The organism is Amycolatopsis mongoliensis (assembly GCF_030285665.1).
In the GTDB taxonomy this organism is placed as follows: Bacteria; Actinomycetota; Actinomycetes; order Mycobacteriales; family Pseudonocardiaceae; genus Amycolatopsis; species Amycolatopsis mongoliensis.
Window position 1 is genome coordinate 4,576,632 of sequence record NZ_CP127295.1, and the last position, 24,662, is coordinate 4,601,293.

Consider the following 24,662-nt stretch of genomic DNA (forward strand, 5'->3'; position numbering starts at 1 on the left):
GGTGCGTCAGACGCACCGAACGCCACATTGGGTGCGTGGGACGCAACCAACGCCACATTGGGGCGCTTGACCGGCACTGGGGACAAGCCGGGCGTCACGCGCGGCAGGCGCCGAGATTTGTCGGTGCCTGCCGCTAGCGTGGAAACCGGGGGCTGCTCAGTCCGTCGTGCCGTACGGGCGCTGCGACACGCCCTTGTGGCCCTCGGCCTCGCCGCCCTTGCCGGCCGCGATCTCCTCGCCGCCCTTGCGGTGGCTGTCACCCGAGTCCGGCTCCATGCCGGTCGGGGACAGCGTCCCGCCCGTCGAGTGGTCTCCGGAGCCGCCCGGGTCGCCGCCGCTCGCCGCTCGGGCCTTGTCGCCGGCCTCGGCCGCGGTCGGGTCGTCGCCCGCCACGTCCGGTGCCCAGCCGTGGTGGTTTTCCTGTTCGGCCATGACGGCCTCCTCACCTGCCCCCTGTGCCCGCCCGCGTACCCGCCGGGAGCGGCATCAAACTCGGCTCCGGCGGCCGCTAGAATTCCCGCGGACCCGTTGAAACGCCAGCGGTGGTCTTGGTTGACGCTGCTGGCGAGCTCCTTCCCCTTGCTCGCCACTTGACGCATGGGAGGGGTGGGGCTGTGCCGACCACTGGCGACGGCATGGCGGAGCGGGTCGACGAGCTGAACGCCGTGCTGGCGGACCTCGTCGGAGTCCTCGAATCGGTGTCCGACACGCCGGGCCTGCTCGACGCCGTCTGCGGCGAGGCGGTCCGGGTGGTGCCCGACGCGGACCTGGCGAGCATCGTGGTGGTCCGCGACGGCGTGACCCAGACCGCGGCCTTCACCGACGAGCGCGCCCGGCGCATCGACGACGTGCAGTACGCGGCGGGCGACGGTCCCGGCCTGCTCGCGGCGCTCACCGGCGAGGTCGTGCGGGTCGCGGTCGGGGACACGGGCGAGCGGTGGCCCGAGTTCGTCCGCGCGGCCAAGGAACTCGGCGTGGGCAGCTACCTGGCGGTGCCGCTGCGCGTGGACGACACGCTCGTCGGCGCGATCACGCTGTTCGGCTTCGGCGCCCACGGCTACCACGAGTTCGACACGAAGGTGCTGCGGCTGTTCACGTTGTGCGTGGAAACCGTCCTGCGGCTGACCCGCCGCTACCGCGAGGCCCGCCGGCTCGCCGACGAGCTCCGGAACGCGATGGAGACGCGCGCGGTGATCGAGCAGGCCAAGGGCATGCTCATGCTGATCCACCGGGCCAACGAGGACACGGCGATGCAGCGGCTGATCGTCGAATCGCAGCACACGAACACGAAGCTGCGCGACGTCGCGGCGCGCTTCACGAAGAGGATGAGCTCGGCCGGCGACGGGCGGTCCTAGCCGAAGAGCGCGCCGAGCCCGGCTCGCTCCGGTGCCGCGCCGGCTCGGTCCAGCGCGTCCCGGACCGTGACGGCGGTGGCGGTCAGCACGGGCTTGCCGAGCCGGTCCTCCAGCCCGGCGAGCAACGGCGTGGTGTGGAGCGCGGTTTCGGGGACGAGCACCGCCTGCGCGCCGTCGTGATCGGCCGCGACGGCGAGCTCGGTGATCTTCCGCCCGTCCCACGCGGCGAGGGCGCGGTCGGACGCCGCGTCGGCCGAGACCGAGTGCACCGTCGTCACGCCCGCTTCGGCGAGGAAGCCGGCGAAGACCGCGGTCAGGTCCGGGTGGTAGACGGACGCGAGGGCGACCCGGTCGAGGCTCAGCCGGGCGAGCGCGCCCAGATAGGCCAGGGACGTGCTGCCCGCGGGGACGCCGAGGTGTGCGGTCAGCGCTTCGGCCTGCTCACGGGCGCCCTCGAGGCCGCGGGTGAAGCTGCAGCTGGAGCAGGCCCAGCTGACGACGTCCGGGGTCGCGGCGAACCCGTCCGCGGCCTTCGTGAGGCGCTCGGGCGACCCGAGGTCACGCGGCCGTCTTGCCCGCGGGGTCCAGGTCGTCGACGCGCCCGATGCCCGCGCCCCACTCCACGTAGGCGAAGTCGAGGTCCGCGCCGAGCCGGGCGCACAGCGCGGCGAAGTCGTCTTCGCCGCAGTCGCGGGTCGGGTAGAGGAGGTCGATGCGAGTCATGACCCCAGCATGACGGGCGCTGCGAACACCGGGACCAGCGTCGGGTCGTTGAACGCCGTGATCCGCGCGATCCGGGCGCCCGTCAGCGTCAGCACCTGGACGCCGTGGGCCTCGAACCGGCCGTCACCGGCAGCCGAGTACTCGAGCAGGGCGGGCTGGCCGTTCGCGCGCGTCGGGACCAGCCGCCAGGCTCCCGCGCGCAGCACACGGCGGCCCAAGAACCCGGCCACCGCGTCCCGGCCGGTGAACCACGTCGGGATCGGGGGCATCTCCAGCTCGACGTCGGCGCGCAGCAACATCACCAGCGCGCCCGGGTCGGCGCGGACGAACGCGTCCACGTACCGGTCGAGCAGGGGACCCTGCCCGGCCGGCTCCGCCAGGTCCGCCTCCACCGGGCCCGCCTCGGCGAGCCGGCCGCGGGCCCGCCGCAGCGCGCTGTCGACCGCCGCGGGTGTCGTGCCGAGCATCTCGGCGACCTCGCCGGTGCGGAACGCCAGCACGTCGCGCAGGGTCAGCACGGCCCGCTGCCGGGCGGGCAGGAGCTGCAGCGCGGCGATGAACGCGAGCCGCACGCCGGCGCGTCCGGCCACGACGGCCGCCGGGTCGAGCAGCGCGTCCGGGATCGGCTGGAGCCACGGCACCGACGGGTCCGCGGCCGCGACGGCCACCCGGTGGTCGTCGGCCGGCGCCCCCAGCCCCGACGGCAGCGGCCGCCGGGCCCGGGTTTCCAGCGCCGTCAGGCAGGTCGTGGTGGCGATCTTGTACAGCCAGCGCCGGACCGAAGACCGGCCCTCGAACCCGCCGAAGGCACGCCACGCCCGCAGGTACGTCTCCTGCACCAGGTCCTCGGCGTCGTGGATCGAGCCGAGCAGGCGGTAGCAGTGCGCGAGCAGCTCGGCCCGGAACGGCGCGGTCTCGGTGGCGAAGTCGGGCATGGCAGTCAGAGCGTACGCAGCCCGGTGCCGCTGACCTGGTATTCCGCCGCGTCGCCGGCAACCACCTCGAGGACGGCCTTGGCGACCTGCTCCGGCGTCAGGACCGACTCCATGTTCTTGACGAACGTGTCGCGGTCGACCCCGTTTCGCGCGGCGTAGCCGTCGACACCGGTCGAGCCGAGGCCGGTGAGCGGGGTCAGCTGCGGCAGGAGCGTGGCGAACCGGAGGCCGAGCCCGGCGCGTTCCGACTCGTCGGCGGCGTACGCGCGCAGGTACCGGATCGCGGCCTTCGCGCTGGCGTACCCCCCGCTGAGCGGCGACCCGCCGAGGGCTCGGTGCGAGTTTGTCGTGAGTGGTTAGGGCGGTTAGAACCGCCCTAACCACTCACGAGGGGGTGGACGGGCGGCGGTGCAGGAGGTCGAACCGCGACCACATCGCCTCCGCGGCCTCGATCGACTCGCTCGTCCGCGCCGGGTCGACCGCCGCCAGCTGCGCCACGATCGCCTGGACCAGCGCCATGCCCGCGGTCAGTGACGGGAAGAACGTCACGCCCTCCGCCGGCACCATCAGCACCTGCTCCACCGCGCCCGCCAGGGCCGGGCTGGCCGCGTCCGTCACCGCGAACACCCGCGCGCCGCGGCTTTTCGCCTCGCTCGCCGCCAGGACCGTGCTCTCGTACAGGCGCCAGAAGCTGATCGCCACCAGCACGTCGTCCGAGGTCAGTTTCGCCGTCTGGTTCGCCAGTTCCGCGTCGCCCGCCGTCACCGCGTGGACGTCGTAGCCCGCGAGACGCGCGTTGTGCGCGAAGGCGATGCCGACCGCCGCGTAGCTGCCGTCCGCGATCACCAGCGTCCGGCGCGCCGCGGCGACCGCGCGGGCGACCTCGCGGAGCACCTCTTCGTCGAACCGCCGGTTCAGCAGGGCCAGGCTGTCGAGGTCCCGGCGCAGCGACGCCGACCCCGGTGAGTCGACGCCGCGGTGCTCCTCGGCCACCTGCGGCGCGCTCAGCGACGACATGTACCGGGCCCGCAGCTCCTGCTGCAACGCCGGCCAGCCGGCGAAGCCCAGCGCCTGCGCCGTGCGCGTCACGGTCGCGACGTTGACGCCGGCGAGCTGCGCCAGCTCGGCCGTCGAGCCGAACGAGGCCCGCCTCGGCTGGGAGACCAGCACTTCCAGCACCGCGGCGGACTTCGGCCGCAGTCCGCGTTCGGGCAGCCGGTCCCGCAGCCACGCCTCGAAACCGTCGTCGGTCTCCGTCACTTCGGCCCCTCCTCGGATCGCGTAGACCGTAACGCAGGGAAGTCGGATTGCAATGAACGTTGCAAAACTAAGAAAGTGCAGTATACGTTGTCCGCACTCCCCGGCGCCCGGACACGGAAGGCGTTCCCCCATGACCCTGCTGGCACGACTGGATCGGCTCCCGCTGAGCCGGCCCCACTACAAACTGCTGCTCATCGGCGGGCTCGGCTACACCTTCGACGGCATGGACTCGGCGGTCGTCGCCTTCCTGCTGCCCAGCGCCAAGGCGGCGTGGGGCCTCGACAACGGCCAGCTCGGGCTGATCGGCTCCGCGACGCCGTTCGGCTTCCTCTTCGGCGCGATCGCCGCGGGGCTGCTCGGCGACCGCATCGGCCGCAAGAAGGTCATGATGTACGCGCTGGCCTTCTACGCGCTGTTCTCGGTCATCGCGTCGTTCTCGCCCAACTACGAGATCTTCCTCGGCGCCCGGGTGCTCGCCGGGGCGGGCGCCGGCGCGGAAAGCGCCATCATCGCGCCGTTCCTGTCCGAGTTCGTGCCGGCCAAGCGACGCGGCTGGTTCGTCGGCGCGCTCGCCGGGTTCTTCTCCTTCGGGTTCGTGGCGGCGGCGCTGATCGGCCGGTTCGTCGTGCCGTCGTTCGACGAAGGCTGGCGGATCGCGCAGCTCGTCACCGCGCTGCCGATCGTCATGCTGCTGTGGTGGCGGCGGTCGCTGCCCGAGTCGCCGCGGTTCCTGCTCGCGCAGGGGCGGTCCGCCGAAGCCGAAAGCGTCGTCGCCAAGATGGAGCGCGACGTCGAGAAGGCCACCGGCACGACGCTCCCGCCGGTGCCGCCCGCCGACGCCCAGCCCGCCACCGAGACGCCGAAGGTCAACCTCTTCAGCGCGCTGAAGTTCCTGTGGAGCCCCGCGATGCGGCGCCGGACGGCGGTGATCTGGACCGTCTGGTTCGTGATCACGTTCTCCTACTACGGCTTCTTCTCGTGGATCCCGACGCTGCTCGTCGAACGCGGCATCACCGTGACGAAGAGCTTCGAGTTCTCGATCATCATCTACCTGGCCCAGGTGCCCGGGTACTTCTCCGCCGCGTGGCTGTCCGAACGGCTCGACCGCAAGCACACCATCGCGCTGTACCTCGCCGGCTCGGCGGTGAGCGCGTTCTGGCTGAGCCAGACGAGCGCGCCGTGGTCGATCACGCTCGCCGGGGCGGTGCTGTCGTTCTTCCTCAACGGCACCTACGCCGGCGTGTACTCCTACACGCCCGAGGTGTTCCCGACCTGGATCCGCGCCAGCGGCACCGGCCTGTCCAGCGCGTTCGGCCGGGTCGGCAGCATCCTCGCACCGACGATCATCGGCCTGTCCGCGGCGAGCCTCGGGTTCGCCGGCGTCTTCGGCCTGACCACGGCGGTCCTCGCGGCGGGCGTGCTCTGCGTGCTCGTCTTCGGCCTGTCCACCGCCGGGCGGTCCCTGGAAGAACTGACCGAACACGGCGCGCCCAAGGCCGCCGCGAAGGAGATGACGAAGTGAGTCTGTCCACTGTGGAGGAACGGGTGCGCGACGCGATCGGCGTGCGGCTGTTCACCGTGCTCGCGTGGGTGCCGGAGCGAAAGGCGCTGCGACGGGTGCACAGCAGCCACCCGGCGGAGTACCCGGTGGGCGGGGAGAAGACCGTCGAAGTCGCCGCCGGCTGGCTCGAGAAGTGCATCACCGCACAGCAGCCCTACCTGGGGCCGGACCGCGCGGCCGTGCGCGAGATCTTCGCCGACCACGACCTGATCGAAGGGCTCGGCTGCGGCTCGATCATCAACGTGCCGGTGATCGCCGACGGCCGGACGCTCGGGGTGCTCAACATCCTCGACGCGGAAGGCGCCTACGACGACGATGCGGTGGTGGTGGCCGAATCGCTCGCGCCGCTGGCCGTGTCCGCCCTGCTCGACCTGGAGAAGGAGAACCGGTGACCGGATCCCTGCTGCTGCGCAACGCCCGGCTGCTCGACCCCGTTTCCGGGGAGTACACCGAAGGTGACCTGCGGAGTGCCGACGGCCGCATCGTGGAGGTGGGGCCGGGCCTCACGGCGGCCGACATGCCTTCGGTGGACGTCCGGGGCGCGGTCGTCCTGCCCGGGCTGGTCGACGCGCACGTGCACGTCACGGCGTCGACGGCGGACCTGGGCTCGCTGCCGTCGTCGTCACCGTCCTACGTGGCCGTGCACGCGGCCCGCACGATGGGCCGGATGCTCGACCGCGGGTTCACCACGGTCCGCGACGCGTCGGGCGCCGACTACGGCCTCGCGGACGCCCAGGCCGAGGGGCTGTTCCGCGGGCCGCGGCTGCTGTTCTGCGGGCGGGCGCTGAGCCAGACCGGCGGGCACGGCGACAGCCGCACCCGCGGCACGCACGCGAAGGACGACCACCCGTGCTGCGCGGGCCTCGGCCGGGTGGCCGACGGCGTCGACGCGGTCCGCGCGGCCGCCCGTGACGAGCTGCGCAAGGGCGCCCACCACATCAAGGTGATGGCGTCGGGCGGCGTGGCGTCCCCGACCGACCGCATCGACTCGACGCAGTACTCGGCGGAGGAGCTGAGCGCGATCGTCGAGGAGGCCGAAGCGGCGAACCGTTATGTGGCCGCGCACGCGTACACCGCCCGCGCGGTGAACCGGGCGCTGGAGCTGGGCGTGCGGTCGATCGAGCACGGCAACCTGCTCGACGACCGCAGCGTTTCGCTGTTCCTTTCGCAGGAGGCGTTCCTGGTGCCGACGCTGGTGACGTACTGGGCACTGAAGGAGGAGGGCCGCGAGCACGGGCTGCCTGAGTCGAGCTGGCGCAAGGTCGACGAGGTCCTCGGCGCGGGCATGGCGGCACTGGAGCGCGCGGCTCGTGGCGGCGTGAAGCTGGTGTACGGAACGGATCTGCTGGGCGGGATGCACCGGCACCAGAACCACGAGTTCCGCCTGCGCGGCGAAGTCCAGTCACCTCTGGAGGTGATCCGCTCGGCGACGTCGACGGCGGCCGAGCTGCTGAACCTGACCGGCGAGATCGGGACGCTGGCCGTGGGTGCGCACGCGGACCTGCTGGTGGTGGACGGGGATCCGCTGGCGGACCTCGGGGTGCTGGCGGAGCCGAAGCACTTCCGCCACGTCATCCAGGGCGGCGAGGTGGTTTCCGGCTGACCGGGGTGCGCGGAGCGGCGGGTGCCGCTCCGCCCCCGTTCACCAGTTCCGCACGGCGGGCGCGTAGCCGTCCGGCTTGTCGCCCACCTTCGTGTCCGGCGTGACGATCCAGTTCTGGTACTGGGCCGTGAACATCCGGTACACCGACGCCGGCGGCACCGCGCTCGCTTCGTCGAGCTGCGCGCGAAGCTCGAGCGGGATCTCGAAGTCCAGCGCGGCCATGCTCTTGCCCAGCTGCTCGGCGCTGCTCGCCCCGACGATCGCCGACGCGATGCCCGGCTGGGTCGCGACCCAGTTGATCGCCACCTGGGCCATCGTGACGCCCAGCTTGCCCGCGACCTCTTCCAGGGGCTTGAGCAGCTGCCAGTCGCGTTCGGTCCACGTCTGCGCGTCGCTGAGCCGGCCCGCGCCGCCGTCGCGGTACTTGCCGGTGAGGAAGCCGCCGGCCAGCGGGCTCCACGCCGTGACGCCGAGGCCGAGGTGCCGGCCCATCGGGACGTGCTCGGTCTCGATTTCGCGCTGCACCAGGGAATACGGCAGCTGGAGGTTGATCATCGGCGTGAGTGAGTGCGCCTCGGCGATGCTCTGGGCGCGCGCCGCGTACCAGGCCGGGACGTCCGACAGGCCCGCGTACCGGATCTTGCCGGCGCGGACGAGGTCGTCGAGCGTGTGCACGACCTCCTCGACCGGGGTGAGCCGGTCCCACGTGTGCAGCAGGAAGAGGTCGACGTAGTCCGTGCCCAGCCGCCGCAGCGACGCTTCGAGCGCGCGGACCAGGTGCTTGCGGCCGTTGCCGCCCGCATTGGGGTCGCCGGGGTCGACGCTGTTGGTGAACTTCGTGGTGAGCACGACGCGCTCGCGCACGTTCGCCTCGGTGACGAGCCGGCCGAGGATGGTCTCGCTCTCGCCCGCGGTGTAGAAGTCCGCGGTGTCGAGGAAGTTGCCGCCCTCGTCGAGGTACTTGCGGAAGATCGGCCGGACCTCGTCCTCGGTCTTCCCGTAGGCGGCGTGGAACCCGCCGGTGCCGAAGTTCATGGTCCCGAGCGCGAGCCGGCTGACGCGCAGCCCCGAGCGGCCGAGGAGGTAGTACTGGTCGAGAGGCATGGAAGTGCTCCTGTGACAGGGAAAATCAGGGGACCTCGTCAGCGTGCCTCGCGTTTTTTGGACCTGCAAGTCCAGTCCGGGAGCGCCCCAATGTGGCGTTGGTTGCGTCTCACGCACCCAATGTGGCGTTCGGTGCGTGGGACGCACCGAACGCCACATTGGGGCGCTGGGGGTCAGCGGCAGCGGTAGCTCGACGCCGTCGCCGGGTCGCCGCCCGTGTAGCGCGAGACCGACGGGAGCGGGCACAGGTTCCGGGTCTTCCCGTCGGCGGATGCCGCCGCGAGCGTGGCCGGGGCCTTGCCGTGCTCGACCCAGTCGACCAGCTGCCCGAGCGCGTTCGTCGGCTCCGGGCCGCCGCCTCCGAAGCAGTGCTCGACGCCCGGCGCGAGGAACAACCGGTAGAAGTCGTTCACCCGCTGCGCACCGCCCATCGTCCGCTCGACCTGCTTGCGGTAGGACAGCGTGCCGCCCGGCGGGATCAGCTGGTCGTTCGCGCCCACGAACGTGATCAGCTTGCCGCCGGCGCGGCGGAACGCCGACAGGTCCGGGTCGGACGTGCCGATGACGTCGTCGTACTCCCGCACCGACTGGCGGAACAGGTCGGCGAACTGGCCGTACGTCAGCTTCGAGGTGTCGAAGCCGGGCTGCTTCTCCAGGAACGACTGCACCCAATGGACGGCCACCGGGAAGCCCGGCGCGAAGAGCGTCCCGTCGTCACCGGCCTTCGTGCCGGCCAGCCAGGTGTAGTCCGCGCCCTTGGGGAGCCCGGCCCACAGCCGGCGGCCGCGCTCGTCGGTCGGGCCCGCCCAGATCTTGCGCATGACCTCGGCGTCCGCCGCCGTGACGGTGAACTCGTGGCCGTCGCAGACCACCTTCGTGCCGACCAGGCTGCGCGGGTCGTAACCGCATTCGTCCGGCCGGTCGACGATGCCGTTGGTGACGCCGTCACGCGCGTCGCACGCATGGACCGCGGCCGCCCGGAACGCCGAAAGCACGCAGGTGCTGGGGAAGTCGTGGCTCTGGTTCATGACGATCTGCGGCCACAGCGTCGCGACGGCGAACTGCGTCCAGTCGACGGCCGGCGCGTCGGCCAGGATGCCGTCGAAGTCGCCGGGGTACTTCTGGGCTTCGGAGTAGCCCTGCCGGCCGCCGGTCGAGCAGCCGGTCCAGTACGAGTACACCACCGGGCGGTGGTAGTACCGCTGCGTGACGGCCTTTCCGATGAGGGCTTCTTCGTGCACCGCACGGGTGGCGAAGTTGGTCAAGAGCGTCCGGTCGACGGTGCCGTCGGCGGTCACCGCCCACGACGTGTCGAGCCCGTTCAGGGACACGCCCGCGTCGGTCGTCACGGCGGTGTAGCCGTCCTTGACGGCCTGGGCGAGCCCGTCGAAGTTCCCGGCGGCGTAGGCGCTGCCGCCGAGGGCCTGCAGCCGCCCGGTCCAGCCGGTGTCGGGCAGGGCGACGGCGACCTTGACGTGGTCGGTGCCGGAGTGGGTCAGCGTGACGGTGAGCCGGCAGTACGCGGTTTCGTGTTCGGCGGTGACCGACTCGATCTTCGCGCCGGCCGGGGCGGGCACCGAGACGGCGGCGCAGGCCGGTGTCGCGGCCGCGGCGCTCGGTGCGAGCGGCACCAGGCCGGTCAGCAGCAGCGGCACGGCGGCCGCCAAGAACTGGGGGATGCGTCTCATCGGTTCCTCTGGTCGCTTTCGTCCGATGTGGACATGGCGCTGCCGAAGCTAGGCGGCGGGGTGCGGTGCCCGCGCCCGTCGGATGACGCTGCCGGTGTACGTCACTCGGCCGTGAGCTGCGGAAACGGGCGTTGGGTAAGGTCGGTTCCATGGCGCTGCACGGGCGGGAAGCCGAGCTGAAGGAGCTGGGCGAGCTCGTCGACGGTCCCGAGGACCGCAGCGGCGTCGTCCTCCGGGGCGAGGCGGGCATCGGGAAGTCGGCGCTGGTGGCCGAGACGGCGGCCGCGGCGTCGGTCGCCGGGCTGCGCGTGCTGCGGACGACCGGGGCCGAAGCCGAGCGGAACCTCGCGTACGCCGGGCTGCACCAGCTGCTGCACCCTGTCCGGGCGGGCGTGGCGGAGCTGCCGGCGCCGCAGCGGGACGCGCTGCGGACCGCGCTGGGGCTGGCGGCCGGCGCCGAACCCGGCGCGTACCTGGTCGGGCTCGCCACGCTGACGCTGCTGGCGGAGGAAGCGGCCGCGAAGCCGTTGCTGCTGGTGGCCGAAGACGTGCACTGGCTGGATCGCGCGAGCGCGGACGTCCTGGCGTTCGTGGCGAGGCGGATCGAGACCGAGCCGATCGTCCTGGTGGCGACGCTCCGGGACGGCGCCTCGTCCCCGCTGCTCGATGCCGGGCTGGCGCCGATGGTCCTGGACCGGCTGGGGCCGGACGAGGCGGCGGACCTGCTGGACGCGGTCGCGCCGCGCCTGGCCCCCGCGGTCCGCACGCGGCTGCTGACGGAGGCGGCGGGCCATCCGCTGGCGTTGACGGAGCTGCCGCTGGGACTGGCGGACCTCGACGGGCTCGACCCGGTGCTGCCGCTGACGGAACGCCTGGAACGGACGTTCACGGCCCGGGTGACGGGCCTGCCGCCGGCGACGCGGACGGCGCTGCTGGTGGCGGCGCTGAACGAGACGACTTCGCTGGCCGAGACCTTGACGGCGACGGGCGCGCTCCTGGGCGCGGACGAGGGCGGGGTGCCGGCCTCGGGTGGTGATGCTCGGCTGGGCGGGATGCTCGGCGCGGAGCCGGTGCCGGGCAGCGGTGCCGGGCCGGAATCCGGGCTCCCGCCCCACGATCGCCCGTCCGCCCCTTGCCTCCGCGTCGAGCCTGAAATCCTTGCTCCCGCAGTAGAAGCGCGGCTCGTCGAACTCTCCGCCGGAGCCGTCACCTTCCGCCACCCGCTCATGCGCTCGGCCATCCCCGCGGCCGCCACCCCCACCGAACGGCGGCGCGTCCATCTCGCCCTCGCCGAAGCCCTCCACGACCAGCCCGACCGGCGTGCCTGGCACCGAGCCGCCGCGACCGCCGGGCCCGACGAGACCGTCGCCGGCGAACTCGACCGCACCGCCGACCGGGCGCGCTACCGGGGCGGGGCCGCCGCCGCCATCGCCGCGCTCGAACAGGCCGCGCGGCTGAGCGAACGTCCCGAGCACCGGACCGAACGGCTGCTGAAAGCCGCCGAGCTGGCCGTCGACTCCGGGCGGCGCGAGACCGCCGAACGCCTGGTGCACGCGGCGAAACCGGTCGGCAAGAGCCACCGGGCCACCGCGAGCCGGCTGCTCAGCGAGTTCGAAGACGGCCTTCGTGAAGACCCCGCCCGGGTGGCCGAACTCGCGGTCACCGCGGAGGCCGTCGCCGCCGACGGGGAAACCGCCGCCGCCCTGCGGATCCTCTGGAGCGCCGCCATGCGGTGCTTCTGGACCGAACCCGGCGGCGCGGCCCGGAAGGCCCTGCTCGACGTCGCCGACCGGCTGCCGGTCCCGGCCGATGACCCGCGCGTCGTGGCCGTCACCGCCTATGTCGCGCCGTTCGAGCGCGGCGAAGTCGTCCTAGCCCGGCTCAAGAAGCTGGCCGGGGCCACCGGCGCCGATCCCGAGGTCGACCGATACCTGGGCAGCGCCGCCCTGCAGGTCGGCGCCTTCGACCTCGCCGCCCGGTTCTCCGCGGCCGCCGCGCCCGGGCTGCGGGCCCAGGGCCGCCTCGGGCCGCTGCCGCGGGCGCTGGCCGTCCAGGCGTGGAGCCGCGTCCGGCTCGGCGACCTCGCCGCGGCCGTGCCGGTCGCCGCCGAAGCCGCGCGGTTCGCCCGGGAGACCGGCCAGCCGTTCATGTACGGCCTGGCCACGGCCGTCCAGGCCGAGATCGCCGCCCTGCGCGGCGAACACCGGCAAGCGAAGACGCTGGCCGACGAGGCCGAACGCGCCGGGCTCGCCGCGGGCGCCCGGCCGGTGCTCGCCACCGTCCAGCTCACGCGCGGCCTCACCGCGCTGAGCGAAGGCCGCTTCGAGGACGCCTTCGCCGACCTGCGGAGACTGCTCGACCCGGCCGACCCCGCCTACCAGCTGGCCCTGCGCGCGTACTGCGTCGCCGAGCTCACCGAGGCCGCGGTGCGCGCCGGGCAGACCGACGCGATGCGCGACATCCTCGCCGAGCTGGAGCCGCTGGCGAAAGGCACGCCGTCGCCCGCGCTGCACGTCGGGCTGAGGTACGCCCGTGCCGTGCTCGACCCGGCCGACGAGCGGTTCGCCGAGGCACTGCGGGCCGATCTCACCGGCTGGCCCGCCGAACGCGGCCGCGTCCACCTGGCGTTCGGCGAGTGGCTGCGGCGGCAGCGGCGGGTCGTCGAATCACGGACGCACCTGCGCACCGCCCGCGAGACGTTCGACGCCCTGGGCATGACGGCCTGGGCCGAGCGGGCGCGGCGCGAGCTGCGCAGCGCCGGGGAGTCGAGCCCGAACCGCGGGCCGGACGCGCGGGAGAAGCTGACCCCGCACGAGCTGAGCATCGCGCAGCTGGCCGCCGACGGGCTGACCAACCGGGAGATCGGGCAGCGGCTGTACCTTTCGCACCGGACCGTCGGCACCCACCTGCACCGGATCTTCCCCAAGCTGGGCGTGAGCTCCCGCGCCGACCTCGCCGGGATCTTGAAGACCCTGGAAGGGTGACTTACACCGGCTGCGTCACCTGACGGGCGCGAAGATCACCGGACCGGCTCTAACGTCGTGAAAGTCCCACGGTCTTTCGCACAGGAGCCAAGATGATCAGCAGGAGAAGGTTCGGGCAGGCGTTCGCGGCGGGACTGGCGGCGACGTCCTTGGCCGCCTGCTCGTCGGAGGCCGCCGCACCCGCCGTGTCCACGACCCCTGACCTGCGCGCCGGCTCCGGCGAGCACACGTCGCTCGGCGAGCTCAAGCACGCCGACGCCGGGGTGCTGACCATGGCCTACGCCGAGTTCGGGCCGGCCGGCGGGCAGCCGGTCGTGCTGCTGCACGGCTGGCCGTACGACCCGTACAGCTACGCCGACGTCGCGCCGATCCTGGCCGCGGCCGGCCACCGGGTGATCGTCCCGTTCCTGCGCGGCTACGGCCCGACGACGTTCAAGTCGGCGCAGACCGTCCGCAACGGGCAGCAGGCGGCGGTCGCCCTCGACGTCGTCGCCCTGATGGACGCGCTCAAGATCGACAAGGCGGTCCTCGGCGGCTACGACTGGGGTTCGCGGACGGCCGGCATCATCGCCGCGCTCTTCCCGGAACGCTGCCAAGCCGTCGTCGCGGTGAGCGGCTACCTCGTCACGAACCTGGTGGCGAACCAGAAACCCCTGGCGCCGCAGGCCGAACTCGGCTGGTGGTACCAGTACTACTTCGCGACCGAGCGCGGCCGCGCCGGCTACGCGGCCAACCGCCACGACTTCAACAAGCTGATCTGGAAGACGGCCTCCCCGGCGTGGCACTTCGACGACGCGACCTACGACCGCAGCGCGGCGGCGTTCGACAACCCCGACCACGTCGACATCGTCATCCACAACTACCGCTGGCGCCTGGGCCTCGCCCCGGGCGAGCCGCAGTACGAGGAGTACGAACGGAAACTCGCGACCGGCCCGGCGATCACGGTCCCGGCGATCACGATCGCCAGCGACTTCGACGGCGCTGCCAAGGACGGCAAGGCCTACCGCGCGAAGTACACCGGCAAGTACGAACACCGGATCCTCGACGGCATCGGGCACAACGTCCCGCAGGAAGCCCCACGCCCGTTCGCCCAGGCGATCCTGGACGCCGCCCGCCGGTAAACCGTCGTGAGTGTTCAGGGCGGTTCTAACCGCCCTGAACACTCACGAGACTTGCGCCGGTGCTCAGGCGACCGTGGCGTCGAGGGTGACTTCGATGTTGCCGCGGGTCGCCTTCGAGTACGGGCACACCTGGTGCGCGCCGGCGACCAGGTCGTCGGCCGTGGCCTGGTCGATACCCGACGCCTCCAGGTGCAGCACCGCGCTCAACCCGAACTCGCCCGCCTCGGTGTCGTGGTGCAGGGTGACTTCGGCGACGACCGCGAGATCGTTCAGCGGCACCTTCTTCGCGCCCGCGACCCGGCGCACCGCGCCGACGAAGCACGACGCCCAGCCCGCCGCGAACAGCTGCTCCGGGTTCGTCCCGTCGCCCGCGCCGCCGAAGGCCTTGGGCACGGCGAGGGTGACGTCGAGCGCGCCGTCGTCGGAGGTCGCGCGGCCGCCGTTGCGGCCCTCCGCGGTGGAGGTGGCGACGGCGGTGTAGGTCACTTCGGACATGTTCTTCCTTTCGGCGGGTGAGGTCACCACGCTAGGAATCCGGAAGGGGCCGCGGCGACCGTCGCGCGACGTCACCCTTGTACGTCACCGTCTTCCAGCCGCAGCCACCGGTCGATCCCGATCCGGTCGAGGAAGCGCTCGTCGTGGCTCACGACGACGAACGCGCCGCGGAACGCCGTCAGCGCGCTCTCCAGCTGTCCCGTGCTGACGAGGTCGAGGTTGTTCGTCGGCTCGTCCAGCAACAGCAGCTGCGGCGCGGGTTCGGCGAACAGGACGCAGGCGAGCGTGGCGCGCAGCCGTTCCCCGCCCGAGAGGACACCGACCGGCAGGTGCACCCGCGAGCCGCGGAACAGGAAGCGCGCCAGCAGGTTCATCCGCTGCGCCGGCGGCAACGCGGGGGCGGCCGCGGCCAGGTTCTCGGCCACCGTGCGGTCGTCGTCCAGGAGGTCGAGACGTTGGGAGAGGAACGCGATCCGGCCGTCCGCCCGCGACACGGAACCGCTGTCGGGCACGAGATCGCCCTTCACCAGGCGCAGCAGCGTGGACTTCCCGGCGCCGTTGGGGCCGGTGAGCGCGATCCGCTCGGGGCCGCGGATCGCCAGGTCGACGCCGGCCGGGAAGAGACCGCGCACCCGCAGGCCCTCGCCGAGGAAGAGCGTGCGGCCTGCCGGGACCTCCGTCCGCGGGAGCTCCAGGCCGATCTTCTGCTCGTCCCGCCGGGCCCGCTCGGCCTGGTCGAGCTTCGCCTTGGCCGCGCCGACGCGCGCCGCGTGCGTGCCGTCCGCCTTGGCCGCCGACTCCTGGGCGTTGCGCTTCATGGTGCCCGCGAAGATCTTGGGCAGCCCGGCGTTGCCGAGGGTGCGCGACGCGGTGCTCGCGCGGCGGGCGGCGCGCTCGCGGGCCTGCTGCATTTCCCGCTTCTCGCGCTTGACCTCCTGCTCGGCGTTGCGGATGTTCTTCTCGGCGACTTCACGCGCGGCGTCGACGGCCTCGACGTAGGAGGTGAAGTTCCCGCCGTGGAACCGGATCTCGCCCCGGTCGAGCTCGGCGATCCGGTCCATCCGGTCGAGCAGCGCGCGGTCGTGGCTGACCACGACGAGGCAGCCGGACCAGTCGTCGAGCACGGCGTACAGCTTGCGGCGGGCCTCGAGGTCGAGGTTGTTGGTCGGCTCGTCGAGCAGCAGCACGTCCGGCCGCTTGAGCAGCTGCGCGGCCAGGCCCAGCGAAACGATCCGGCCGCCGGACACCGTGCTCAGCGACCGGTCCAGGGTCAGCTCGGCGAGGCCGAGCCGGCCGAGCTGGGCGCGCGTGCGTTCCTCGATGTCCCAGTCGGTGCCGATGGCGGTGAAGTGCGCTTCGGCGGCGTCACCGGACTCGACGGCCGCGATGGCCTGCAGAACCGGTGCGATACCGAGGACTTCGGCGACGGACGGCTCCCCGCTCAGCGGCAGGTCCTGCGGCAGGTAGCCGAGGACGCCGTCGGCGGTGACGCTGCCCGCCGACGGCTTCAGCACGCCGGCGACGAGCTTCAGCAGCGTCGTCTTGCCGGAGCCGTTCGGGGCGACGAGCCCGGTGCGGCCGCCGGGGAAGGTGGCGGACAGGCGGTCGAAGACGGGGGTGTCGTCCGGCCACGAGAAGGACAGGCCGGACAGGACGATTTCGGGCATGGCGAAGACCTCGATGTGGCGCGAAGAAAAAGGGGGACGTCGAACGCGGCCCGCACCGGCACTGCCGGGGGCCTGCGTGCTCCGGAGCTACCCGGAGATGTCGACGTCACCTGCCACGAGGGTCTCCTCCCGAGATCTTCACTGCGAAGATAGCACTCGAACTTCTTCGAGCACGCGGCGCAGCGGCTGCCCGGTGGCCTCCGCCGCGGCCTTCACTTCCTCGTACTCCGGCTGCGCGGTCACGACGACCCCGTTCAGGAACCCGCGCTTCACGCTCACCGGCCGCCCGCGGTAGTCCACTGTGACGCTGTCGCGCGGCAGCGACCGCCGTTCGACGGGAGACAGCCGCACCCCCAGCGTCGAGGTGTGGGCGAACACCGCCGCGCAGACGCCGTCGACGCGGTCGTCCGCCGCCAAAGCCGTCAAGACCATGCCCGGCCGGCCCTTCGGGGCGGTCACCGGCGCGCACCACGCGTCCGCCGCGCCCGCGCCGCGCAACGCGGCCAGGACTTCCGGCCAGAGCCGGGGATCGAGGTCGTCGACCGTGGTCTCGACGACGGTCATCGTCGCGCGCACCCACGTCCGGTCCGGCTCCACGGCCGAGCCGACGACCACGCGGACGATGTTCGCGTGCCCGGGCGCATCGGCCGTGCCCGCGCCGACGCCGACCTTGACCGGCACGCAGGCCGGCATCGGGCCGTACGCGCCGGCCAGCGTGACGAGCAGCGCGGCGCCCGTCGGGGTGCACAGCTCGCGGGCCGCCGGGTGCGCGGCGACCGGGGCGCCCGCGGTGGTGAGCAGCGCGAGCACCGCGGGCGGTGGCACGGTGAGCCGGCCGTGCGCCGCGGTCACCGTGCCACCGCCGACGGCGATCGGCGAGACCGTCACGCCGGCATCCAGCAGGCCCAGCAAGTCCAGGCCGAGCGCGCAGCCCACGATGTCGACGATCGCGTCCAGCGCGCCGACTTCGTGGAAGTGCACGTGATCCCGCTCGATGCCGTGCACGGCGGCCTCCGCGTCGGCCAGCGTGCCGAACACCTTGGTGGCGAAGCGTTCCACGGCGGCGGGCAGTCCGGCAGACCCGATCAGGCCGAGGATCTCCGGGAGGTGACGGGCGTGTCGCGTCTCGGGCGCCTCGACGACGATCCGCCGTGCCCGCAACCCGTGGCGCCGCACCACCTCCTCGGTCAGCCGGACGTCGTCGACGCGCAGCCGGGCCAGTCCTTCGCCGATCACGTCGAAGTCCGCGCCCGCGTCGACCAGCGCGGCCAGCAGCATGTCGCCGGCACAGCCGTTGCCGGCGTCGATCCACGCGACGGTCACGGTGCCACCGACTGCCGGGCGACGCGGGCCGCGGCGACGCCCGCGCCGAAGCCGTTGTCGATGTTGACCGTCACCACACCCGGGGCGCAGCTGTTCAGCATCGTGAGGAACGCGGTCAGGCCGTCGAGGTGCCAGCCGTAGCCGACGCTCGTGGGCACGGCGATCAGCGGCGTGCCGCACAGGCCACCGAGGACGGTGGGCAGCGCGGCCTCCATCCCGGCGATCGCCACGACGGCGTCCGCGCTCGCGATCCGGTCGCGTTCGGCCAGCAGCCGGTGCAGCCCGGCCACGCCGACGTCGACGACGAGATCCGGCTCCGCGCCGAAGACCGCCACCGTCGTCGCGCATTCGCGGGCGACGGGCAGGTCCGAGGTCCCCGCGCACACGACGGCCACGCGGCCCCGTGGCGGCGGCACCGTCCCCAGCGTCACCGTGCGGCCGGCGTCGTCGATACCGGCCTCCGGCAGGCGTTCCCGGCACAGCTGCCGCGCCTCTTCGCCGACGCGCGTGGCGAGCACCGCGCGTCCGGGATGGGCTTCGTGCAGCCGCGCGAGTGCGGCCGTGATCTGTTCGGGCGTCTTTCCCGCGCCGAACACCACTTCCGGATCCCCCGTCCGGACGGCGCGGTCGAGGTCCAATCGCGCGAATCCCAGATCGGCGGTCTCCGCCGCCGTAACCCCAGTCGATACCACCTTCGACACGTTAGCCTTCCGGCGCGTCGTATGTAAACTGTTCCCGGGGGATGCCGCACGAATACGGCAATGGGTTGACTGGGTGGACCCGTCGCGATCGACTTACCGTACGCAAGACGCCTCGAGCGGAGGACAAGTGCTGTTCTTTTGCCGAAATTGGATCACCGCGCCCGCACGACCAGCGGGGACGGCGTAATGGCCACCGGAATCGAAGAGCGGCTGCTGGCCGAGGTCCGCGCGCTCGGGAGCGTGGCCATCGCGTTCTCCGGCGGCGTCGACTCGGCGGTCGTGCTGGCCGCGGCCGTGCGGGCGCTGCCCGCCGGGCGCGTGCTGGCCGCGATCGCCGACTCGCCCAGCCTCGCGCGGGCGGAACTCGTTGCCGCGCGGGGGATCGCGGCCGGCCTCGGGGTCGAGCTGGCCGAGGTCTCGACCGCCGAGCTGGCCGTTCCCGGATACCGGGACAACGCCGGCGACCGCTGCTACTTCTGTAAACAGGCGGTACTGGGCGCGATCGGCGGGCTCGCGCTCCGGCGCGGGTTCGCGCACGTGGCGACCGGGACGCACGCCGACGACCACCGCGCCCTGCACCGCCCCGGCCTGCGCGCGGCCCGTGAGCTGCGCGTGGTCGAGCCGCTGGCCGGGGCCGGCCTGGGCAAGCACGACGTCCGGGCGCTGGCCGCCGCATGGTCGCTGCCCGTGGCCGACAAGCCGTCGACGCCTTGCCTGGCGTCACGTATCTCCGTGGGCGTGCCCGTCTCTTTAGGGAGGTTGGGACTGGTGGAACGCGCCGAGATCGCGGTGGGCGCGCGGTTGGCCGAGGCGGGGATCCGCCCTCGTGACCTGCGCGTCCGCCTGCTGGGCCGGGGATTCCGGGTGGAGGTGGATGGCCCTTCGCACACGGCCGTCGAAGCGCGGCCGGGGCTCGCCGCCGCCGTGGTGGGTGAGCTGACCGGCCTCGGCCTGAGCGGGCCGGGGGTGGTCGCGGCCTACCGCGCGCCCGCGCTCGCGCCGCCGCCCTAGGCTATTCGCGCGCGCGTTCACCGTGGTGAATTATGCCGCCGCCGAACGGGGTATGAAAAAACCACATACCGAACCCGCGGGTATCGCGTTGGATTTGTTCGGCGGCCAATTGCGACGATTCGTGTACGGTCCGAGTCGATCATTCGCGGATGCCGTGCCGAAAGCATCGTTTCGGTTATTCGGCCTTGCCGAGCGCATTTTTCGGCTATGTTTTCCCGGGTTCGGCGCGCGGCTGCTGCGAACGGTAGCCGGGCGCGTACGGTGGGGGAGGATCGAATGTACTTCGAGTTGCTCGGCACCTTGCGGGTCCAGCGTGACGGCGAGCGGGTGGACCTCGGCGGCCTGCGCCAGCAGCGGCTGCTGGTGATGCTGCTGCTCAGCGCGAACCGGGTGGTCGGCGCCGACCGGCTGCTGGAGGCCATGTGGGACGGCGAGCCGCCGGTGACCGCGCGAAGACAGCTGCACAACGCCGTCGCCGCGCTGAGACGCAGCTTCGGGGCGGCCAAGCACATCGTCGTCAAGGACGGTCCCGGCTACCGCATCACGGTGGACCCGCAGGACGTCGACGCGCACCGGTTCACCGCGATGGTCGCGTCGGCCTCCGCGGCGTCGGCCGCCGGCCGCGCCACTGCGGCCATCGAGCTCCTGGAGGCCGCGCTCGCGCTGTGGAACGGGCCCGCGCTGTCGGGGCTGAACAACCCGGTGTTCGAGATCGTCGCCGCGCGGTTCGAGGAGAACCGCTTGGCCGCGACCGAACGGCTCATCGGGCTGCGCCTGGACGGCGGCGAGGCGTCGGCGCTCGTGCCGCAGCTGGGCGAGCTCGTCTCGCGGCACCCGCTGCGGGAGGAGACGCGCAAGCTGCTGATGCTGGCCCTGCACCGGTGTGGCCGCACGCCCGATGCACTCACCGTGTACGAGCAGGGCCGGCGGAAGCTGCGTGACGAGCTGGGTGTCGACCCCGGGGCGAGCATCCGGGAGCTGTACGAACGGATCCTGCGCGACGACCGGCCGAAGCGCCGGCCCGAACCCGCGCCGGGCCGGTCGTTCCTGCCGTACGACACCGCCCACTTCACCGGCCGCGCCGAGGAGCTGCGGTCCCTGTCCGCGACCCGGCCGGCGGGCACCGCGCTGAGCATCCTGGCGATCGACGGGATGGCGGGCGCGGGCAAGACGACGCTGGCCGTCCGGCTCGCCCACCAGCTGGCGCACCGGTTTCCGGAGGGACACCTCTACATCGACCTGCACGGGCACACGGCGGGCCAGGAGCCGCTCGACCCGGACGCGGCGCTGGAGCGGCTGCTGCTCGACTTCGGGCTGGCGCCGGACCGGATCCCCGGGGACAGCAGGCAGCGCGCGGCGCGCTGGCGCGCGGAGCTCGCCGAGCGGCGGGTCCTCGTGGTGCTGGACAACGCCCTCGACGCGCGGCAGGTCCGCCCGTTGCTGCCCGGCACGGGGAAGGCGCAGGTGATCATCACCAGCCGCCGTCGCCTGGCCGGCCTCGACGGGGTGACGTCGCGGTCGCTGGACGTGTTCACGCCGTCGGAGGCGGCGGCGCTGTTCGTCCGGATCGCGGGTACGGACCGCACGGCGGCGCGGCCGGACGCGGTCGCGGAGGTCGTGGAGCTCTGCGGGTACCTGCCGCTGGCCGTCGCGATCGCGGCGTGCCGGTTCCACAACCGTCCGGCGTGGTCCCTCGACGACCTGGCGTTCCGGCTGCGTGACCGCGTCACGCGGCTCGCCGAGCTGAGCCTCGAGGATCGCAGTGTGGCGTCGCGGTTCGAAGTGTCCTACGAGCGGTTGCCGGCCGCGCAGCGCCGGTTGTTCCGGGCGTTGGGCGCGTTCGCCGGTGAGGAGCTCGACGCGGCCGACGCGGCACTGCTGCTGGGAGAGCCGGTGCCGGAGGCGGAGCGGTTGCTGGAGGAGCTGTTCGACGCGCACGTGCTGCGCCAGCGGGCCGCGGGGCGGTACCACTTCCACGACCTGGTCCGCGAGCACGCGCGCGCGAAGGCGGCGGAGCACGAGTCGGTGCTGACGACGTTCGGCCGGACGGCGCTGACCCCGGTCGCCGAGCTGGAGTGCAGCGTCGGCTGAACCGCTTTCCCCGCCGGCATTCCGCCGTACCCGCACGGACGGCACGGTGCCGGACGCCGTGTCGTCCAGTCGTCCGCACCCCGGCGGGAAAGCCGCCGTCGGTGACCGCGTGACCCCGCTTCGTCACGGCAATATCCGTTGTCCCGCAACGCCATCGCCGCCGATGCAGCACCGATGCGTCGCCGATGGACCGGACCGGCATCCTCGGTCGTGGAGTCGGAAGCCGCGGTCCCGCAGCAGAAAGTGATGCCATGGAGTTCACCCACAAGACTGTCCTGAGCCCCGAGCTGCGCGCCCGGGTGCTCGCCGATCCGAGCATCGGCGGGGGAAACCTGCTGCCCGCGATGCTCGAGCTCAACCCGTACCCGGACGAGCCCTTCATCCACTCGCTCACGCCGATCCCGTACACCGACGGCGGAACGAAGCACTGGTTCAGCCTGCGGGACCTCGACCACCTCGTGCAGAGCTGGTCGGTCTGGTACCTCGAGCAGGGCGTGCGGCCGCACGACCGGGTCGCCGTCTTCCCGCCGGACTCCATCCAGTACTTCCTGCACCTTTCGGCGCTCGCGCAGATCGGCGCGATCTCCATGCTGATCAACAGCAACGCGAAGCGCGACAGCGCGGCCGCCCTGATCGAGCGCAGCGGCGCGATCGGCCTTTACACCGACGCGGAGCGCCTCGCCCGGGTCGCGCCGGACCTCGACCGGCTGAACCTCGAGTGGGTCCACACCGACCAGGCGGGGCCGCCGCCGGCGGTCCTGCCGGACGCCGACCGGTTCCGCCATCACCCGGACGACCCCGTCGGCCTGATGCACTCCTCCGGCACCACCGGCCTGCCGAAGCCCGTCATCCACACCAGCAAGACCATTTTGGACGGCCCGAAGTGGCGGGCGGTGAACTACCGGGAAGAGCCGGACGCGCTCATCCTGAACGCGCTTCCCCAGTCGCACCAGGGCTGTGTGTCGTTCAACGCCTACGCCGTGCTGGGCGGCCAGCCGATGGTCGTGCACCGGGACGTCACCGGCGCCGAGCTCGCCGAGGCCGTCGAGACGCACAAGCCGAGCATGGTCATGGCGTTCGGCCACGCCTACCCGGAGCTCGCGGCCATCGAGACACCGAAGGGCGCGCTCGACTCGGTCAACATCTGGGTGTCCATGGCGGACGCCATCCACGAGCGGCACCTGAAGAACATCCTCGGCCGCCGGTCGCCGGAGCTGCCGCCGGCCGCGTTCCTCGACCGGCTCGGCACCACCGAGCTGGGCTGGGGCGTGCTCATGCAGCCGCGCACCCTGGCGACCGAGCGCAACGACCGCTGCGTCGGCAAGTCGGTCGGGTACGCCGAGGTCGCGATCGTGCGGGAGAACGGCACGCTCGCCGAACCCTACGAATACGGCTTCCTCGGCGCGAAACCGCCGTCGATGACCGTCGGGTACTGGGGCAACCAGGACACCTACTACCGCAGCAAGCTCGCCGGGTACTGGCTGACCGGGGACGTCGCCTACCGGGACGAAGAGGGCAACTTCTACCAGGTCGACCGCGCGGTCGACGTCGTGCACACGGCCGCCGGGCCCGGTTACTCGGTGCAGATGGAAGAGCTCATCCTCAACGAGGTCGCCGGCGTCGAGGACTGCACCGTCGTGGCCGGCGGCTACGGCGGGGAAAAGGTGGCCGTGGCCGTCGTGACCGGCCGGGACGTGGACGCCGAGAAGGTGCTGTTCGCGGCCAACGAAGCCCTGCGGGCGCACGGGAAGCCCGAGCTGTCCGTCGTCGAGGTCGCCACCGGCGGCGACGACTTCCCGCTCGGGGTCACCGGGAAGTCGCTCAAGCGCTTCCTCCGGGACAAGTACAAGGACCTCGCCGTCCACGTCCGTGACCGCCGGGGCAAAAGCCTCGCCACCAGCGACGCGCTGGTGTGAGCCTCCTTCGAGAAGAGAAGATCGCCGTGACCGACCAAGACGCCCTGCTCGTGTTCGATGAGACCGTGACCCGCGCCCGGGTCGACGGCTGGCTGCGGTACCTGGAGTCCGCGGGTACGCCGACGCAGATGTACCGGCTCGGTGCCAGTCACGTCCTGCCGGTGTCCGGAGTGGACAATGCCGATCTGCTCGCCGCGGCGGCGGACCTGCCGGTCCCGACCCGGCGCGTGCCGCGGGGCGGTGAGCCGTGGCTGGGCCGCCGGGAGATCCGCCCGGCCGGCACCGAGGTCGCCCTCGGCCCCACCACGATCGGCGACGGCTCGGTCGTGGTGATCGCCGGCCCGTGCGCGGTCGAGACGCCGGAGCAGATGCTCGCCACGGCGGAGCTCGTCGCCGAGTACGGTGCCGTCGGCCTGCGCGGCGGGGTCTTCAAGCCGCGGACGTCGCCACACTCGTTCCAGGGCCTCGGGTTCACCGGGCTCGAGCTGCTCGTCGAGGCGCGGAAGAAGACGGGCCTGCCGTTCGTGACCGAGGTCGTCGACCCCGAGCACGTCAAGCGGCTGGCCGAAGTCGTGGACGGCTTCCAGATCGGTGCGCGGAACATGCAGAACTTCGCGCTGCTGAGCGCGGTGGGCCAGAGCGGCCTGCCGGTCGTGCTCAAGCGCGGGTTCGGCTGCACCGTCGAGGAGACGCTCGCCGCCGGGGAGTACCTGCTCATGGAGGGCAACGACCAGGTGGTGCTGTGCGAACGCGGCATCCGCACGTTCGAGCCGTCGTCGCGGTTCACGCTCGACCTGACGGCGGTGGCGCTGTGGAAGCAGCGCACCCACCTGCCGGTCATCGTCGACCCGAGCCATTCGGGCGGCCGGCCGGAGCTGGTGGAACCGCTGTCGCTCGCCGCGATCGCGGCCGGGGCGGACGCGCTGCTCGTCGACGTCCACGTCCGGCCGGAGGAGGCCTTGTGCGACGCGAAGCAGGCGCTGCGGCCGGAGCAGTTCGCCGGGCTGATGACCCGGCTCGCCGGCGCCGCGGCCGGGCTGGGCCGGAGCCTGCAGAGACGCTGACCAACCGTCGTGAGTGGTTAGGGCGGTTCTAACCGCCCTAACCACTCACGACCCGTACGG

General features: G+C 72.7%; 20 protein-coding genes and 1 pseudogene. 10 read left to right on the top strand and 11 right to left on the bottom strand.

The features are described 5' to 3' along the window. Window positions 1-156: 156 nt before the first annotated feature. On the bottom strand, window positions 157-432 hold the full coding sequence (locus tag QRX60_RS22350; protein ID WP_286002709.1) for a hypothetical protein: 276 nt from the start codon (window positions 430-432) through the stop codon (window positions 157-159). Window positions 433-635: 203 nt separating this feature from the next. Between QRX60_RS22350 and QRX60_RS22355 the strand changes: the two genes are divergently transcribed. Continuing rightward, on the top strand, window positions 636-1,355 hold the full coding sequence (locus tag QRX60_RS22355; RefSeq protein WP_286003671.1) for an ANTAR domain-containing response regulator: 720 nt from the start codon (window positions 636-638) through the stop codon (window positions 1,353-1,355). Here the strand turns inward: QRX60_RS22355 and QRX60_RS22360 are convergent. From QRX60_RS22360 to QRX60_RS22375, 4 genes and pseudogenes are all read right to left on the bottom strand, one after another. Continuing rightward, window positions 1,352-1,804: pseudogene (locus QRX60_RS22360) on the bottom strand (aspartate racemase/maleate isomerase family protein); the annotation flags it as partial. The gene QRX60_RS22355 and the pseudogene QRX60_RS22360 sit on opposite strands and share 4 nt — an antisense overlap. Window positions 1,805-1,913: 109 nt before the next feature. Continuing rightward, window positions 1,914-2,078, bottom strand: a complete 165-nt coding sequence (locus tag QRX60_RS22365; protein ID WP_286002710.1) for a hypothetical protein — start codon at window positions 2,076-2,078, stop codon at window positions 1,914-1,916. Then, window positions 2,075-3,013: an RNA polymerase subunit sigma-70 gene (locus QRX60_RS22370; protein ID WP_286002711.1), complete on the bottom strand. Its 939-nt coding sequence runs from the start codon at window positions 3,011-3,013 to the stop codon at window positions 2,075-2,077. Before QRX60_RS22370 ends, QRX60_RS22365 begins: the two co-directional genes overlap by 4 nt. A 384-nt stretch (window positions 3,014-3,397) precedes the next feature. Continuing rightward, complete coding sequence (locus tag QRX60_RS22375; RefSeq protein WP_286002712.1) at window positions 3,398-4,273, bottom strand: MurR/RpiR family transcriptional regulator; 876 nt, start codon at window positions 4,271-4,273, stop codon at window positions 3,398-3,400. A gap of 130 nt (window positions 4,274-4,403) precedes the next feature. Here QRX60_RS22375 and QRX60_RS22380 point away from each other — a divergent pair, with 130 nt between their 5' ends. The 3 genes from QRX60_RS22380 to QRX60_RS22390 are packed head-to-tail and all read left to right on the top strand — an operon-like array spanning window position 4,404 to window position 7,437. Next, window positions 4,404-5,795 (top strand): MFS transporter, encoded by a 1,392-nt coding sequence (locus QRX60_RS22380; RefSeq protein ID WP_286002713.1) that lies wholly within the window; start codon window positions 4,404-4,406, stop codon window positions 5,793-5,795. Continuing rightward, a complete protein-coding gene (locus tag QRX60_RS22385) occupies window positions 5,792-6,226 on the top strand; it encodes a GAF domain-containing protein (protein ID WP_286002714.1) in 435 nt (144 codons plus the stop codon). The genes QRX60_RS22380 and QRX60_RS22385 overlap by 4 nt, the downstream gene beginning before the upstream one ends. Beyond that, a complete protein-coding gene (locus tag QRX60_RS22390; RefSeq protein WP_286002715.1) occupies window positions 6,223-7,437 on the top strand; it encodes a metal-dependent hydrolase family protein in 1,215 nt (404 codons plus the stop codon). The genes QRX60_RS22385 and QRX60_RS22390 overlap by 4 nt, the downstream gene beginning before the upstream one ends. Window positions 7,438-7,476: 39 nt before the next feature. Here the strand turns inward: QRX60_RS22390 and QRX60_RS22395 are convergent, their stop codons facing one another. Both QRX60_RS22395 and QRX60_RS22400 read right to left on the bottom strand, forming a co-directional pair. Next, on the bottom strand, window positions 7,477-8,541 hold the full coding sequence (locus QRX60_RS22395; protein WP_286002716.1) for an aldo/keto reductase: 1,065 nt from the start codon (window positions 8,539-8,541) through the stop codon (window positions 7,477-7,479). Window positions 8,542-8,714: 173 nt separating this feature from the next. Then, a complete protein-coding gene (locus QRX60_RS22400) occupies window positions 8,715-10,229 on the bottom strand; it encodes a tannase/feruloyl esterase family alpha/beta hydrolase (protein WP_286002717.1) in 1,515 nt (504 codons plus the stop codon). Between the two features lie 149 nt (window positions 10,230-10,378). Between QRX60_RS22400 and QRX60_RS22405 the strand changes: the two genes are divergently transcribed. Together QRX60_RS22405 and QRX60_RS22410 are read left to right on the top strand one after the other, a co-directional pair. Continuing rightward, complete coding sequence (locus tag QRX60_RS22405; RefSeq protein WP_286002718.1) at window positions 10,379-13,213, top strand: AAA family ATPase; 2,835 nt, start codon at window positions 10,379-10,381, stop codon at window positions 13,211-13,213. A gap of 92 nt (window positions 13,214-13,305) precedes the next feature. Further along, on the top strand, window positions 13,306-14,334 hold the full coding sequence (locus tag QRX60_RS22410) for an alpha/beta fold hydrolase (protein ID WP_286002719.1): 1,029 nt from the start codon (window positions 13,306-13,308) through the stop codon (window positions 14,332-14,334). 63 nt (window positions 14,335-14,397) lie between these two features. On the opposite strand, the gene QRX60_RS22415 is transcribed toward QRX60_RS22410, so the two are convergent. The 4 genes from QRX60_RS22415 to larB form a co-directional block, all read right to left on the bottom strand. After that, window positions 14,398-14,829, bottom strand: a complete 432-nt coding sequence (locus tag QRX60_RS22415) for an organic hydroperoxide resistance protein (protein ID WP_286002720.1) — start codon at window positions 14,827-14,829, stop codon at window positions 14,398-14,400. Between the two features lie 71 nt (window positions 14,830-14,900). After that, window positions 14,901-16,496: an ABC-F family ATP-binding cassette domain-containing protein gene (locus QRX60_RS22420; protein ID WP_286002721.1), complete on the bottom strand. Its 1,596-nt coding sequence runs from the start codon at window positions 16,494-16,496 to the stop codon at window positions 14,901-14,903. Window positions 16,497-16,634: 138 nt separating this feature from the next. After that, a complete protein-coding gene (larC, locus tag QRX60_RS22425) occupies window positions 16,635-17,819 on the bottom strand; it encodes a nickel pincer cofactor biosynthesis protein LarC (RefSeq protein ID WP_286002722.1) in 1,185 nt (394 codons plus the stop codon). Then, window positions 17,816-18,511: a nickel pincer cofactor biosynthesis protein LarB gene (larB, locus tag QRX60_RS22430; protein WP_286002723.1), complete on the bottom strand. Its 696-nt coding sequence runs from the start codon at window positions 18,509-18,511 to the stop codon at window positions 17,816-17,818. Before larB ends, larC begins: the two co-directional genes overlap by 4 nt. A 195-nt stretch (window positions 18,512-18,706) precedes the next feature. Here larB and QRX60_RS22435 point away from each other — a divergent pair, with 195 nt between their 5' ends. The 4 genes from QRX60_RS22435 (at window position 18,707) to aroF (ending at window position 24,602) form a co-directional block, all read left to right on the top strand. Next, window positions 18,707-19,531, top strand: a complete 825-nt coding sequence (locus QRX60_RS22435) for an adenine nucleotide alpha-hydrolase family protein (protein WP_286002724.1) — start codon at window positions 18,707-18,709, stop codon at window positions 19,529-19,531. A 276-nt stretch (window positions 19,532-19,807) separates the two neighbouring features. Further along, window positions 19,808-21,622 (top strand): AfsR/SARP family transcriptional regulator, encoded by a 1,815-nt coding sequence (locus tag QRX60_RS22440; protein ID WP_286002725.1) that lies wholly within the window; start codon window positions 19,808-19,810, stop codon window positions 21,620-21,622. 251 nt (window positions 21,623-21,873) lie between these two features. Then, window positions 21,874-23,538: a class I adenylate-forming enzyme family protein gene (locus QRX60_RS22445; protein WP_286002726.1), complete on the top strand. Its 1,665-nt coding sequence runs from the start codon at window positions 21,874-21,876 to the stop codon at window positions 23,536-23,538. Between the two features lie 26 nt (window positions 23,539-23,564). Continuing rightward, window positions 23,565-24,602, top strand: coding sequence for a 3-deoxy-7-phosphoheptulonate synthase (aroF, locus tag QRX60_RS22450; RefSeq protein ID WP_286002727.1), 1,038 nt, complete (start codon window positions 23,565-23,567; stop codon window positions 24,600-24,602). Window positions 24,603-24,662: the final 60 nt, after the last annotated feature.